Below are 13,733 nucleotides of genomic sequence, written 5' to 3'. Positions count from 1 at the left end.
CAGCATGAGCGACCGCTGGAGGTGCTCGACAGGGCCGAACGGCAGTTCTCGGGACCTATGGCCGCTACCGGCCCGTTCGTGGCCGGGTGACGCTGGATGCAGGCGCCCATCCGGCACGGCCCCGCCACCGGCGGAGCAAGAGGTGGCCGATGAGCCACAGACCCACCGTCGTCAAGACGGACCGCGGAGGCGGGACCATCGAGCCGGACGGGCGCCGTGATCGTCGCAGGACGGTGCATCATGAACGTTCGGATCGAAGAGTTGGCCGCCGCCATCCGTGACCACCTGCCTGGTAACACGCCGTGGCGGGTACGGCTCTCCGCTGGTCACGACGCCGTCGAGCTGGTCGGCGGCGCGTCCTCGACCGGCGATGTGGTCGGTGCGGCCGTCACCGACGACGCGCATGCCGGTGAGGTGCTGACCCAGGCCTGGTACCGCTCGTGCCACCGGGACGCCAAGCTGCGGGCGGTGCACGTCTGGACCGGGCGCCGCGCCGAGAGCACCGGCGTCCACAGCCGCCCGGACCGGCCGCACGCAGCCGACCTGCTGCTCTCCGAGGCGCTGTACGACGCCCTGCCGCCGGACGAGGCGGACGCCACGGAACGGGAAATCCTGCACGACCGCGACCCGGCGAAGGCGTTGCGCGCGCTCAGCCACGATCTCGGCCTGCTGGTCGTGGCCGCAGCCAGTGGACCGGTGACGCAGGCGAGACCGTTCGGGGCAACGGTCGCCGCGCTGATCGGGCACACCGCCTGCCCGCTCGCCGTCGTGCTGCCGAGCCGCTCCCACCGAGGAAGCTGAGGTCATCGCCATGCTGCGGAAGATCATTGTCGGGTACGACGGTTCGCCGCCCGCCGCGGCCGCACTCGCCTGGGCGCTGGACGAGGCGGAGCGCACTCTCGCACCGGTCGAACTGCTCTACGCCGACGAATACCCGGTGTGGACGCCCGTCGGCGACTCGTCGTCCGGACCGGCCCGGCCGGAGAGCTACACCGTCGAAGTGATCGGCGGGATGCTGGAGGAAGCGTTGCTCACCGCCAAGCGCACCCACCCGATGGTCGAGGTCACGCTGCGGACGGTACGGTCGTTCCCCGCACCCGCCCTGATCGACCGCTCCCGCCGGGCCCGGCTGATCGTGATCGGCGGCCGCGGCCACAGCGCGGTGTCCGACCTGCTCGGTTCGGTCAGTTGCGCGGTCACCGCCCACGCCCACTGCCCTGTGGTGGTGGTCCGCGGCTCAGCGCCGTCCGACGCGCCGGTGGTCGCCGGCATCGACGACTCCGCCCTCGGCACGCCGGTGCTGGACCTGGCCGCGGTGCAGGCGTCCGCCCGGCATGTCCCGCTGCGGGTGGTCCGTGCCTGGCCGGCCGCGACCGAGCCGTCGGTCGTCGACCGGGAGCGCGAGCCGTTCGACACGATCGTCACCGATGTCCGGGACACCTTCACCGATGTGAAGGTCGAGGCCGAGGCGGTCCGGGAACATCCCGCGGCTGCCCTGGTCCGGGAGAGCGCCACGGCCCAGCTGCTGGTGGTCGGCAGCCGTGGCCGTGGCGTGGTCCACGGGCTGCTGCTCGGCTCGGTCAGCCAGCACGTGCTGCGGCACAGCGCCTGCACGGTCGTGGTCGTGCACGACACCGTGATGCGTCCCTGAACGAGCCCGGCGTCAGCCGATCCGCAGGTCCCGGCGCGACAGCGCAGCCAGCCCGGCCAGGCCGAGCACCACACCGGAGCCGGCCAGCAGCAGCGACGCGGCCCAGGCCGGGTGCGCCGCCGCGACATCCGGGACGTGACCGAAAACGCCCAGGTCCTGCACGCGTTGCGGCACCTGCAGCAGATCGCCGAGCAGGGTCAGGCCGGCCCCGGCGACCAGCGGCAGCCAGGCCAGCGGGAGCAGCCGTGGCAGCGCCCCCGCGAGCAGCGCGGTCCAGCCGGTGATCGCGACTACCGCGGGCCACTGACCGGCCGTGTAGGCGAACGCCCGCGCGGCGACGTCCTGGCCGTCGATGACCGTGGGTGCGATCGCCGCGGTCAGGGCGCCGGTCGCGGCCAGCACGATAGCGGAACCGGCCGCCGTCACCGCCGCTTGCGCGGCCAGCGGCGACCATCGGCGTACGCCGGTGGCCAGCACCAGATCGGTCAGCCCGAGGCGCTCGTCCGTCCGGCTGCGGGACACCGCCAGCACCGCGTAGACACCGACGACGATCCCCGCGATCGTCCCGCAGTACGACAGGTAGCCGCCCGCCGGGTCGGCCGCGCCCACCTGCGCGCCGAGGAACCCGCCCACGTCCCCGGTACGTTGCTGCTCGACGACGCCGGAACCCATCGCCGCGAACAGCGCGCCGATCACCGCCACCGCGATCGTCCAGGTCAGCACCGTGCCACGGGTGAGGTGGGCGGCCAGCCCGGCGGATGACCGGATGCGTAGCCGGCCGGCCCGGGTGTCGTGCCGCGGCAGCAGTCCGGCACCGAACTCGCGCCGATCCGACAGGCGCACGGCACCGGCCGCGGCCAGCACGGACACGCCCAGCGGGACGATCAGCGCGGTCCAGCGGCCGGCGGTGAACGGGGCGACGGTCGCGCGCAGGCCGAGCGGCGTGAACCAGTTCAGCCAGCCGATCTCCTGCGTGTCGGCGAGCGCCCGGATCGCGAACGACACGCCGAGCACCGCGAATCCGGCCAGTCTCGCCTGCCCGGTGACCGGGGTCAGTTGTGCCACCAGAACCGTGATCGCGGCGACGAGCAGGAACGTCACCCCGGCCACCGCGCCGTAGGCGCCCGCGGACGGCCAGGTCACGCCGTCGACGGCACCGGTGTACAGGCCGGCGGCCACGGTGCAGCCGACGGCGAGCACGCCCGCGGTGCCGGTCAGCACGATCAGCGCGCTGCGCAGCGGGCGGCCCGGGGCGATGCCGCAGCCACGCACCAGCTCCAGGGTGCCGTCGTCCTCGGCGGCCCGGGTCAGCGACACGGCGACGAGGACGGCCATCACGGCGGCCAGGATCGTCACGAACGCGCCGATCTCCCACGCGTACATCTGGGCTGGTGTTCCGAGGTCCGGCAGGTGCCCGTACAGCACTGTGGTGGCGGCGTTCTGCTGGGCCAGTCCGACCGCGACGCGGCGCTGCTGATCGGTGGCGTAGGTGTTCTGGTAGGCGGTGACCGTGCCGGCGGACAGTCCGATCAGCAGGAGCAGCCAGCAGCTGATGGTGAGCCGGTGGCGGCGCAGCAGGAGGCGGGTCAGGGTCATCGCGCGGCCACCGCGTAGTGCCGCAGGAACAGATCCTCCAGCTTGGCCGGTGTGCAGGTGATGTCGTCGGCGCCGGCGTCGGCGAGCACGCCCAGGACCGCGGTCACGAGGGGGCGCGGCACGCTCAGGGTGAGCAGGCCATCGACGTACGCGCAGGAAATGCCCAGCTCCCGCAAGCGCTCGGTGACGGCGGTGCGCCGATCGGTCGCGGGACGGGCGGTGACCTGCGACGCGGCGAGGTGCCGCAGGTCGGCCAGCGCGCCGGACTCGACGAGGCGGCCGTCCTTGATGATCGTCACCGTGTCGCAGAGCGTCTCGACCTCGGCAAGGATGTGACTGGACAGCAGGACGGTGCGCCCAGCGGCGGCCGCGTCGCGGACGCAGGACTGGAACACCTCCTCCATCAGCGGGTCCAGGCCGGACGTGGGCTCGTCGAGCACGAGCAGGCCGGTCGGGGCGGCGAACGCGGCGACCAGCACCACCTTCTGCCGGTTGCCCTTCGAATAGGTGCGCGCCCGCCGGCTCGGGTCCAGCGCGAACGCCTCGCAGAGCCGGCGTTCGGCCGCCTCGTCGCGGCGGCCGCGCAACCCGGCGAACGCGTCGAGGATCTGCTGCCCGGTCAGATTCGGCCACAGGGTCACGTCGCCGGGCACGTACGACACCTGGCTCGTGACCTGCGCGGCCTGCCGGGCCGGGTCGAGGCCGAGGACCCGGACGTGACCGGCGGTCGCCCGGTACAGACCGAGCAGCACCCGGATCGTGGTCGACTTGCCGGCGCCGTTCGGGCCCAGGAAGCCGTGCACGCTGCCCGGACGAACTCGTAGGTCGAGGCCGTCCACCGCGGCGAACGTGCCGAACCGTTTGACCAGGCCCTCGATGTCGACGGTCATCCTTATCGCTCCTTCTCGATCTCGGCCAGCAGGGCGTCCGCGATCGCGCGGGCCAGGTGGCGGCGATCAGGTTCGGTCAGTCGTACGTAGAGGTCGGCCGCCTGGCGGGCCAGTGTCAGGTCGATCGTCAGCAGCGTGGCGCCCAGTTGCCCCCGGAGCCGCTCGACGGTCGCGGAGGCGATCGCGGCAACCTCCGTTTCGCTGAGCCGGCCCGTGCGCTCACGGCGGCGGGCGATCTGCCCGAACGAGACGAGACTGTCGGCCAGGCCGGTCTCGGTGAGCTGCTCGTAGACGGTCACGGCCTCGACCGGCATCTCCCCGCGGTAGAAGGCGAGCTCCATGAAGTCACGTTCCTTGCGGACCACCCGGCGGGTGCGGTCGTCGGGGGCCCGGGCGTACATCCGGTCGTAGAAACGGGCGACCGGGGCCGGCATCGGGGACAGCTGGCCGTCCCGTTCCAGGCCGATGATCAGGTTCCGCATCCGGTCGCGCTGCGACGTCAACTGCTGGATCTGATCGTCGAGCGCCGTGACGACCGCCCGCAGATCGGTCAGCGTCGTCTCGTGGCGCGGGCCGGCTCCGGCGTCGCGGTCGTCGAGCACCGTGGCGATCCGGGCCAGCGGAATCCCGGCCTGCGCCAGCCAGCGGACCCGGACCAGGCGGGCCACCTGTGTCAGGTCGTAGTCGCGGCGGCCGTCGCGCCGCGCCGGGATCGGCAACAGCCCTGTCTGGTGATAGAAGCGGATCGTCCGGACGGTCGTGCCGGTCAGCTCGGCGAGCTCCTTGATGCGCACAAAGGCAGTCTCCGATGTGACGTGACGTCACAGTCAATGCCGGCCGGCACCTGTCGCCGGGCCGGCCGGCCCTGTCCGCGGGCTGATCATGGGGCCAGGCTGGAAGCGGGTCGACGAGATCGCGCCCGCACCGGCGGTCCCGGACGGCCGTTCCGTCCGGGGCCGCCGCACGTCACGTGCTCCTGCGGTACCACGCCGGGAGGCGGTCGACGAGCGGACCGGAGCGATCCGGCCTACGCTGCATCATGGACACCTTGCACCGTCTGGAAGTCACGGTCTCCGCAGCCGGCTGGTTGTTCGAGTGCAGAGACGGATGCAGCCGCCGCCTCACCGTGGACCGGGACGGCACACTCGCCGTCATAGACCGGGGCGATCCCTGGGCGCTGCACCAGGGCGGCACACCCGACATCGAGCTCGCCGCACCGACCGTCGCACCCGGATGAGCCCGCTGGGCACGCCACCGGCGGCACCTTGGTGGGTGCCGCCGGCTGCCGTGGCTGGTCAACCGATGCGCAGCACCGGTCCTTCCACCACCGCGGCGACGTCGGTGAGCTTGCCGAAGTTCTCCAACGTCAGCAGGGTCACCAATTTGTAGGCGCCGGACGGTTCCGGGGCCGGCGCGTGCGGGTCGAGGTCGGGCAGCGTGTGCGCCGGTACCTCGATGTCAGCGTGGTACTCCGTTCCTCCGTTGAGCGCCACGACCTTGGTCAGTCCGATCTGCTTCTCCGGTCCGGGTCCGATCGACTCGACGTAGGCGGCAACCTTCCACCGCCCGCCGAGCAACAGCGCGGCCAGCCGGGAGATCTTCCACTCGCAGCGGATCTCGAACTTCTCGCCGGCCTCCAGCACCGAGGACGGCTCACCGTTGTTGTCCTTCACGATCGCGGTGAACTGGCCCGGTCCGAGCGGGTGATGCGGGAATTGGATGGCAGCCATCTCCGGCCTCCCCGGGACGACATCCCCGGTCGGCCCGAGCGGCCGGCCCGGCCGGCACCTGCTGCCGGCATCGCCCCTCACCCACACCGTCGCCCCGGGGCCACCATGAACAGCAGGGCCGATCTGCTTGTCAGGCGGTGGTCGATCGCCCCGGCGAAACCGGAGTTCCGTCCTGACCGGCCGGATTCCCCCGGGCCGGCCATGTGCCGGGCAGCGGTACCACGACACGGGTTCGCCAGGCGTGAACGTCCTCGGTCGCCTGTGGCCCGACGAGGTACTCCTCCCACATCAGCGGCACCTCGGTGACGTGTCGTGCCGCCAGCCATTCGCCGACCTGGTCGTAGGTGCCGAGCAGGGTGTCCCACGATCCGGGATGCACGGCCTGCACCGCGAGGCCACCGGGGAGACGGTCGGTGGCCAGGTCCACGCCGAGAGCGTGTCCCGGCAGGGAATAGCCGGCCATGATCTCGAAGGAGTCCGGCCTGTTGTTCGGCCGGAGAATCACCGTGGCCGGACCGGCCGGCCACACCCCGGCGCGCTCCAGCAGGACCGACATCGTCCGCAGCGCCGCTGATGACCGCGCGCGCAACGCGCAGAGCGACGCGGTCGCGCGGAACCCGACGATCGGGACCGCGGCTCTGGTCACCACCTCCACGCCGACCACCCTGGGGTCGACCTGGCCGGTCGGAGTGTTCACCGCCGCCTCCCTCAGCACGCAAGCGATCGAATATCCACGATGTCCACCGGAATCGCGTCGCGGCAGAGGCCGATGGCCCTTGTTCACCCGGCGCAGCGCGTGGAATCCGCGCCTGCGCGGGTGAACCCTTCGCCGCGCGGACCGCGATAGTCGAAGTGTGTGGGCCAAGAGGACGACACCGGAAGACCCGGTCAGCGAGGCCAGCGGCGACGCCACGCTGCTGCGGGCGGTCGCCGCCGGTCACGTCGACGCGCTGCGGCTGTTGCACGGGCGGCATGCGCCCTGGCTGCGGGCCAGGCTCGCGCGCCGGTGCGCGGACCCGGACGTCGTCGACGCGGCCGTGCAGGACACCTTTCTCACCGTGTGGAAGGACGCGCACCGCTATCACGACACCGGCGCGGACCCGGCCGCTTGGATCTGGACCATCGCCGTACGCCGGATGATCTCAGTCCTGCGTGGACCCGGTCATCGCTGGCTGGGCACAGCGGCGACGACGGCCGGCGAGACGGTCGCGCCGTCGCCGGAGGAGCTGGTGCTGCTGCGGATCGAGCACGGTGACCTCGGTGACGCGCTGAACCGGCTCTCCCCCGAGCTGCGAGCGGTCATCCAGGCGACCGCTCTGGACGGGCTGACCGTGCGGGAGGCCGCCCGCCTGCTCGGCGTCCCGGAGGGCACCGCGAAGACCCGGCTGATGCGGGCCCGCGCGCGACTGCGGGAGCTGCTGGCATGACGGCACGAGGAGAGGCCATGTCCTGGCACGTGGACGAAGGGTTGCTCGACGCCTACCAGCAGGGCCGGCTCGATCCGAGCCGGGTGATGGCGGTCGACGCGCATCTGCAGGCCTGCCCGTCCTGCCGGATCGCGGTGCCGGTCGACGCGGCATGGCTCGACCGCAGCTGGACGGCCGTGCTGGACCGGATCCAGTCCCCCGCGCCCGGCCCGGTGGAGCGGATCGCCGAACGTGCCGGGCTGCCCGGGCACCGGCTGCGGCTGCTGGCCGCGACACCCGCGCTGCGCTGGTCATGGCTGGCGGCGACCGTGGCGGTGCTGACGTTCGGCGTGGTGGCGGCGTACGCGGGGAACGCCCGTACGGCCCTGACCTGGTTTCTGATCGTCGCGCCGGTGCTGCCGGTGCTGGCGGTGGCGACCGCCTACGGGCCGCCGTTCGACCCGATGCACGAGATCGCCGCAGTGACGCCGGCAGCCGGTCCGGCGCTGGTCCTCTGGCGCGCTACCGCCGTGGTCGGGGTGTCCATGGCGCTGGGCACGGTCGCCGCCGTGTTGTTGCCCGGCCCCGGCTGGTACGCGGTCGCTTGGCTGCTGCCCGCGTTCCTGTTGAGTATCAGCGCCCTGGCGCTGGCGACCGTGATGCCGCTGCCCCTGGCCGCCGGGCTGCTGGCCGCGACCTGGGTGCTCGCGACCGGTGGCCTGTCGGTCTCCGGCGGGGCACTGCCGCCGCCGGTGTTCGGCCCGGGCGCCCAGTCCGGATACCTGCTGGCGGCGGCAGGGGCTGCCGCCGTCCTGACCCGGCGACGCCGTCGCCTCGACCCGGGAGAGTCGCGATGACCACGATACGGATCACCGATCTCGGCAAACGGTACGGCTCGACGACCGCCCTGGACACCCTGGACCTGACGATCGGCCGCGGGGTGACCGGGTTGCTCGGGCCGAACGGCGCCGGCAAGACCACGCTGCTGCGCTGTCTGGGCACCGCGCAGGCGCCGGACACCGGGCGGATCGAGGTGTTCGGCCTGGACCCGGCGGTGGCCGCGGACCGGACCACACTGCGCCGCCGCCTCGGCTACCTGCCGCAGAATCCCGGGCTCTACCCGAACTTCACCGCCGCCGCCCTGCTCGACTACGTGGCCGTGCTCAAGGAGATGACCGACACCCGGCAGCGGCGCGCCGAGGTCCGCCGGGTGCTCGACGAGGTCGGCCTGAGTGACCGGGCCCGGACCAGGGTCCGCAAGCTCTCTGGCGGCATGCGCCAGCGGCTGGGCCTCGCGCAGGCCCTGCTCGGCTCGCCCGACCTGCTGATCCTCGATGAGCCGACGGTCGGTTTGGACCCGGAGCAGCGGATGCTGTTCCGGGCGCTGATCTCCCGCCTGGGCGAGAGTCGCACTGTCCTGCTCTCCACCCACCAGACCGAGGATGTCGCGGCGCTCTGCGAAAGGGTGATCGTGCTTCGCGAGGGAAGAGCGATCTTCGACGGTACGCCCCGGGAACTGGCCACCCTGGCGGACGGGCAGGTGTGGTTGTCGGCGGATCCACCGGCGGGCGCGACCATGTACTGGCGCACCGCGGACGGGGACTACCGGACGCTGGGCGCCCCGCCTCCGGATGGCGTTGCCGTCCGTCCGTCGATCGAGGACGGCTATCTGACGCTGCTGGGTCCCGAGGCCGCGGCGGCGATTCGATGACGACGTGGCGACTGGACGCGACCCGGGCGCTCGCTCTGTCGGAGGCGAGGTTGCTGCTGCGGGCCCCGACGCTGTGGGTGGGTGCGGCAGTCACGACCGGGCTGGGCGTCACCTCGCTCCGGACCGGGGAGGTGTCCGCGGCCGCCATCCGCACCGACACCGGCCTCGCCGCGCTGGTGCTGGCCGGCTTTCTGATAGTTCTCGGACATCTCGCGGCGTCGCGTGATCGCCGGCACGGCGCGTGGGAGGCGGCCGCGGCCCTGCCGGTCCGGCCGGTCCACCGGGCAGTGGCGTTGCTGGTGCTCGTCCCGGTGGCCGGTCTCGTGGGCGCGCTCTGCCTCGGCCTGGAGTCGCTGGCGCTGGTCGCGGCCTGGCCGGCCGGCGTGTCCGGGACCGGGTGGGCGCTGACGGCGTTGATCGTGCCGATGATCGGCGCGGCGATCGGTGTCGCGGCAGGAAGCTGGTTGTCGTCGACCGCGGCCGGTCCGCTGACACTGTTCACGCTTGCCGCCGCGATGGCGGTGCTGCCGGTGCTGGGCGACGGTGCCGGGTCGTTGCCGTGGCGGCTCTTCCCGGTCGACATGGGGTCCTCCCCGCCGGTGGACGTCGACTGGCATCTGCTCTACCTGCTGGCGTTGCTGCTCGCCGCGGTGAGCACCGCCCGGCTGAGGCACGCACCGCGGCGTCCGCTGGTCGTCGGAGCGCTGATCCTGGCCGCGGCACTCGCCGTGGTGGCCGTACGCCGGGGGCGGTGAGCCGCGTGTCCGTGACGAAGCGTCCGGTCGTGCGTTCCACCGTCGCCCTCCTCGCCCGGCAGGCCGCTCTGCTGGTCGCGCCACTGATCCGGGCCGTGCCCTGGCCGCCTCTGCTGGCCGCGTCGGCGCTGGCCGTGGCAGGAATGCTCCCGGCGCTGCTGGGTGCCGCCGTGCCGGCCGCATCGGTCTGGGGTCTTCGGATCGCCGCGCTTCTGCTCGGCGCCGGTGCGAGTTTCGCGATGGTCGACCCGATGGCACCCGTGACGATCACCGCCACCCCGCGCTGGCTGCGGCAGTGGTTGCGGTTCACGCTCGTGGTCGTCCCGGCGGCCCTCGTCTGGGGTGCCCTCTGCCTCGCGGCAGCGTCCACCTTCCCGGCCGCCCCGGTGCCCGGCCTGGTGGGTGAAGCCCTGGTGTGCGCGCTCGGCGGCCCGGCCGGCGCAGCGGTGGCGAGTCGGGCTGTCGCAGCACCGGCAGCGGCACTGGCCGGGCTCGCGTTCCAGGGTGCGCTGCTGGTCATGACACTGTTCGTGCCGAGCCGGTGGTCGCCGTGGGCACTGCCGGGAACGCCGTCCTGGGCCGTCGTCCACCTCGCGTGGTGGGCCGCAGTGCCCGTACTCGTCGCGGTGTTGTTCGCGGCGAACCGTGAGGTCCGGTGAGGCCGGGACCGATGGCGGCCGTTCGTGGACCGGACGCCCCTTCAGCCGTGTCGGCCGCCGAGCCAGGCTGAAGGCGAGGGTTCCGCCCGGCGGTCCCGGAAAGGACGGCGATGACCAGCGACATCCAGCCCGTGGAATCCGGTGTCGTCGGCCTGTCGTCGGCCGAGGCCGCCCGCCGGCTGGAACGCGACGGGAGCAACACCCTTCCGGCACGCGAGCACGTCCCGGTGTGGCGGCGGTCGCTGACCCAGCTGACCGATCCTCTGATCGTCGTGTTGCTGGTCGCCATCGTGCTGACCGTCGTCACCGGTGACTGGGCCGACGCGGCCGTCATCGCCCTGGTGATCGTGGTCAATACGAGCGTCGGGGTCGTGCAGGAGGTCAAAGCGGACCAGGCCATCACCGCGCTGGCGGCGATGACCGCACCCGAGGCCAGGGTGCTCCGCGACGGCCGGCAACAACTCGTCCCCGCCGCCGACGTCGTCAGGGGCGATCTGCTCGTGCTCGGCGAGGGTGACATCGTGCCCGCCGACGCGACCGTGACGGAGGCGGCGGCTCTGCTGGTCGACGAGTCCGCCCTGACCGGCGAGTCCGTGCCGGTCGACAAGAGCACGGCGCACGGGACCGACCAGGTGTCCTCCGGGACCGTCGTCGTCCGTGGCCGGGGCCGGGCAGTCGTCACCGCGACCGGGGCCGCCGGCGCGATGGGCCGGATCGCGGGACTCATGGACACCGGCGCCGGGCTCACCCCGCTGCAGCACCGCCTGGTCGGCATCGGGCGGATGCTCGCCGTGACCGCCGTGGCGCTCTGCACGATCGTGCTGGTTCTGGGCCTGATCCGGGGCGAGTCCGTCGAGCTGATGGTGGTGACCGCGATCAGTCTCGTGGTCGCCGCCGTACCCGAGTCGCTGCCCGCCGTGGTCACCCTCGCCCTCGCGCTCGGTGCCCGGCGGATGGCGGCCCGCCACGCCCTGATCCGGCGACTGGCCGCGGTGGAGACGCTCGGCTCGGTGACCGTTCTCGCCACCGACAAGACGGGCACCCTGACCGAGGGCCGCATGGTCACGCGCCGCTTGTGGACGCCGGCCGGAACCGCCGACGTCGACGGTCACGGTTACACCCCGCAAGGCACCGTTCGCCGTGCAGGCCGGACCGTTACCGCCGAGGACGCACCCGACCTGCGGGAACTGCTGGCCGCCGCGGCGCTGTCCACCGATGCGACCTTGCGAGCGCCGGACGATGCGGATGGCGACTGGACCGTCCTCGGTGACCCGACGGAAGGGGCGCTGCTGGCGGCAGCCGGCCGACTCGGCGTCGACCCGAGTGTCGACCAGCAGCGCTGTCCGCGGATCGGAGAGTTGCCGTTCGACAGTGACCGCAAACGAATGACCACCGTCCACCAGGAGCCGGGCGGGTCCGTCCACGTGATCTGCAAGGGCGCGCCCGAGGTGCTGCTGCGCCCGGCGTTCCTCGACGAACCGGCCGACATGCTCGCTGAAGCCGCCGCGCGCGCCGAGGGTCTGGCCGCGGAAGGGTACCGGGTCCTCGCGGTCACCCGATCCGATCACCTCACCGCGCCGCCGGCTGATCGCTGGGAGCGCGACCTGCGGCTGCTCGGGCTGATCGGCATCCGCGACCCGGCACGCCCGTCCGCACCGGCCACCATCGCCGCCTGCCGCGACGCCGGGATCACCCCGGTCCTGATCACCGGTGACCATCCGGCCACCGCCCGCGCGGTGGCCGCCGAGGTCGGCATCATCGACGGCGACGGCCCCGTGGTCGACTGCCGGCAGCTCACGTCGGCCAGCCCCGGCACACTGCGCGACGCCCGGGTGTTCGCCCGCGCCACCCCGGAGCAGAAACTCGACATCATCACCAGCTGCCGGCAGGCCGGTGAGGTGGTGGCGATGACCGGCGACGGTGTCAACGACGGGCCCGCTCTGCGCCGTGCCGACATCGGTGTCGCCATGGGGCTGCGCGGCACGGAGGTCGCCCGTCAGGCCGCCGACCTGGTCCTGGCCGACGACGAACTCGCCACCGTGGTCGCCGCCGCGGAAGAGGGCCGCCGCGTCTACGCCAACATCCGCCGCTTCCTGCTCTACGGCCTGTCCGGCGGCGCTGCCGAGATCGCCGTCATGCTGGCCGGGCCGTTCCTCGGACTGTCCCTGTTCCTGCTGCCCGCCCAGATCCTCTGGGTCAACCTGCTCACCCACGGCCTGCCCGGCGTCGCCCTCGGCAGCGAACCCGCCCCACCGGACGTGATGAGCCGCCCCCCGCGGCCACCGGCCGAATCGGTCCTCGGCGCCGGGCTGTGGCAGCGCATCCTGCGCGTCGGCACGGTCATCGCCGCGGTCACGCTCGGCATCGCCGTCTGGGCGCACGCCACCGACCGGCCCTGGCAGAGCATGGCCTTCTTCGCGCTCGGCGCCACCCAGCTCGCCGTCGCGCTCGGCTCCCGCGCCCGCCCCGGCACGCGCGCCAACCCGATGCTGCTGCTCGCGGTCGGGGCCGCGTTCGCCCTGCAGTTCGCCGGACTCTACGTGCCGGTGCTCAACGAACTGCTCGGCACCGAGCCCGTACCCCTGCTGGATCTGCTGGTCATCTGCGGTCTGTCCACCCTCGGGTACGCCGCGATCCGCCTCGACCGCGTCGTGCACCGGGAACGCAACAGTCCCCCGGGCTGAGGCCTGCGGCACCTGCGTGACTCGGCCGGACGCGTCCGTCGGCTCCCTGTCGTCATGGCGGCGGCGCCGTATCGGTCGGCGAGTCCTCTTAGAGCACCGCGAAACGGCGGCCGGCGCCGAGACGCGCCAGGCGCGCGACCGACGCCGTCTGCACGGGCACGCACGGTGCGACCGGGATCGGCGGCTGTGCCCGAGCCTCTCGCGCGCCGGCCGGCACCCACAACGGGGCGCTGCCGGCGCCCCGGTCGTCCAGACAGGTGAGGTCGAGCAACAGGCCGGCGCCCTTCCCGCGAAGCATGTCGCCGGCCCGGCGGAAGCGTGCTCCTCGAACGCCATTTGAATGAACCGGCGCTGCGACCACGATCCGCTCGGAGAATTTTGGCAACGCACTTATGGTCCATGGGTACCGCCAGGGAGGGCCGGGGTCGGCCAGCCAACATGAGGAAAGAACATCGACTCCCCCGGGGACACCGATGACCAGTCACAAAAATCACGAATCGGACGAACGATCGATCGACTAGCTCGGCGCTGGAACAAGCGTCTGACCGGTGGCCTGGCAGGGCCATTGCGTTGTCGGACGGGAGGGTTCTGAACTGGGGATTCGCATCGTGATCGGCCTCTGTGGAGCCGAAGAAGGCGGATGAGATCACG

The 13,733-nt window shown here is 72.7% G+C and carries 15 protein-coding genes; 9 read left to right on the top strand and 6 right to left on the bottom strand.

Annotated features, from left to right (window positions below; genetic code table 11):
- The first annotated feature begins 240 nt into the window (after nucleotides 1–240).
- Both ACH442_RS45720 and ACH442_RS45715 read left to right on the top strand, forming a co-directional pair.
- Nucleotides 241–801, top strand: coding sequence for a universal stress protein (locus ACH442_RS45720; RefSeq protein ID WP_396344475.1), 561 nt, complete (start codon nucleotides 241–243; stop codon nucleotides 799–801).
- A gap of 10 nt (nucleotides 802–811) precedes the next feature.
- Nucleotides 812–1,651: a universal stress protein gene (locus tag ACH442_RS45715; protein WP_396344474.1), complete on the top strand. Its 840-nt coding sequence runs from the start codon at nucleotides 812–814 to the stop codon at nucleotides 1,649–1,651.
- A 12-nt stretch (nucleotides 1,652–1,663) separates the two neighbouring features.
- Here ACH442_RS45715 and ACH442_RS45710 read toward each other — a convergent pair whose 3' ends face one another.
- From ACH442_RS45710 to ACH442_RS45700, 3 genes are read right to left on the bottom strand one after another with little or no spacing between them, the layout of a single operon-like run.
- Nucleotides 1,664–3,247, bottom strand: a complete 1,584-nt coding sequence (locus ACH442_RS45710; RefSeq protein WP_396344473.1) for a hypothetical protein — start codon at nucleotides 3,245–3,247, stop codon at nucleotides 1,664–1,666.
- Nucleotides 3,244–4,143: an ABC transporter ATP-binding protein gene (locus tag ACH442_RS45705; RefSeq protein WP_396344499.1), complete on the bottom strand. Its 900-nt coding sequence runs from the start codon at nucleotides 4,141–4,143 to the stop codon at nucleotides 3,244–3,246. The genes ACH442_RS45710 and ACH442_RS45705 overlap by 4 nt, the downstream gene beginning before the upstream one ends.
- The gene (locus ACH442_RS45700) at nucleotides 4,140–4,931 is read right to left on the bottom strand and encodes a MerR family transcriptional regulator (protein WP_396344472.1); all 792 of its coding nucleotides are present in this window, start codon (nucleotides 4,929–4,931) and stop codon (nucleotides 4,140–4,142) included. The genes ACH442_RS45705 and ACH442_RS45700 overlap by 4 nt, the downstream gene beginning before the upstream one ends.
- A 245-nt stretch (nucleotides 4,932–5,176) precedes the next feature.
- Here ACH442_RS45700 and ACH442_RS45695 point away from each other — a divergent pair, with 245 nt between their 5' ends.
- Entirely contained in the window at nucleotides 5,177–5,374 is a 198-nt protein-coding gene (locus ACH442_RS45695; protein ID WP_396344471.1) for a hypothetical protein, read from the top strand.
- A 58-nt stretch (nucleotides 5,375–5,432) separates the two neighbouring features.
- Here the strand turns inward: ACH442_RS45695 and ACH442_RS45690 are convergent, their stop codons facing one another.
- Nucleotides 5,433–5,867 carry a hypothetical protein gene (locus ACH442_RS45690; protein WP_396344470.1) on the bottom strand — a complete coding sequence of 145 codons (435 nt, stop codon included), beginning with the start codon at nucleotides 5,865–5,867 and terminating at the stop codon, nucleotides 5,433–5,435.
- 130 nt (nucleotides 5,868–5,997) lie between these two features.
- On the bottom strand, nucleotides 5,998–6,564 hold the full coding sequence (locus tag ACH442_RS45685; RefSeq protein WP_396344469.1) for a hypothetical protein: 567 nt from the start codon (nucleotides 6,562–6,564) through the stop codon (nucleotides 5,998–6,000).
- A 157-nt stretch (nucleotides 6,565–6,721) separates the two neighbouring features.
- Between ACH442_RS45685 and ACH442_RS45680 the strand changes: the two genes are divergently transcribed.
- The 6 genes from ACH442_RS45680 to ACH442_RS45655 all read left to right on the top strand — a co-directional run bounded on the left by ACH442_RS45680 (nucleotide 6,722) and on the right by ACH442_RS45655 (nucleotide 13,082).
- On the top strand, nucleotides 6,722–7,294 hold the full coding sequence (locus ACH442_RS45680; RefSeq protein ID WP_396344468.1) for an RNA polymerase sigma factor: 573 nt from the start codon (nucleotides 6,722–6,724) through the stop codon (nucleotides 7,292–7,294).
- Between the two features lie 17 nt (nucleotides 7,295–7,311).
- Nucleotides 7,312–8,130: a zf-HC2 domain-containing protein gene (locus ACH442_RS45675; protein ID WP_396344467.1), complete on the top strand. Its 819-nt coding sequence runs from the start codon at nucleotides 7,312–7,314 to the stop codon at nucleotides 8,128–8,130.
- Nucleotides 8,127–8,984: an ABC transporter ATP-binding protein gene (locus ACH442_RS45670; RefSeq protein WP_396344466.1), complete on the top strand. Its 858-nt coding sequence runs from the start codon at nucleotides 8,127–8,129 to the stop codon at nucleotides 8,982–8,984. The genes ACH442_RS45675 and ACH442_RS45670 overlap by 4 nt, the downstream gene beginning before the upstream one ends.
- The gene (locus ACH442_RS45665; protein ID WP_396344465.1) at nucleotides 8,981–9,739 is read left to right on the top strand and encodes a hypothetical protein; all 759 of its coding nucleotides are present in this window, start codon (nucleotides 8,981–8,983) and stop codon (nucleotides 9,737–9,739) included. The genes ACH442_RS45670 and ACH442_RS45665 overlap by 4 nt, the downstream gene beginning before the upstream one ends.
- Before the next feature lie 29 nt (nucleotides 9,740–9,768).
- On the top strand, nucleotides 9,769–10,398 hold the full coding sequence (locus ACH442_RS45660; RefSeq protein ID WP_396344464.1) for a hypothetical protein: 630 nt from the start codon (nucleotides 9,769–9,771) through the stop codon (nucleotides 10,396–10,398).
- Nucleotides 10,399–10,508: 110 nt separating this feature from the next.
- Nucleotides 10,509–13,082, top strand: coding sequence for a cation-translocating P-type ATPase (locus tag ACH442_RS45655; RefSeq protein ID WP_396344463.1), 2,574 nt, complete (start codon nucleotides 10,509–10,511; stop codon nucleotides 13,080–13,082).
- 88 nt (nucleotides 13,083–13,170) lie between these two features.
- Here the strand turns inward: ACH442_RS45655 and ACH442_RS45650 are convergent, their stop codons facing one another.
- The gene (locus ACH442_RS45650) at nucleotides 13,171–13,380 is read right to left on the bottom strand and encodes a hypothetical protein (RefSeq protein ID WP_396344462.1); all 210 of its coding nucleotides are present in this window, start codon (nucleotides 13,378–13,380) and stop codon (nucleotides 13,171–13,173) included.
- Nucleotides 13,381–13,733: the final 353 nt, after the last annotated feature.

This window comes from Actinoplanes sp. NPDC020271, assembly GCF_044388125.1.
Classification (GTDB): domain Bacteria; phylum Actinomycetota; class Actinomycetes; order Mycobacteriales; family Micromonosporaceae; genus Actinoplanes.
This window is presented reverse-complemented; position numbering and strand designations above follow the sequence as displayed.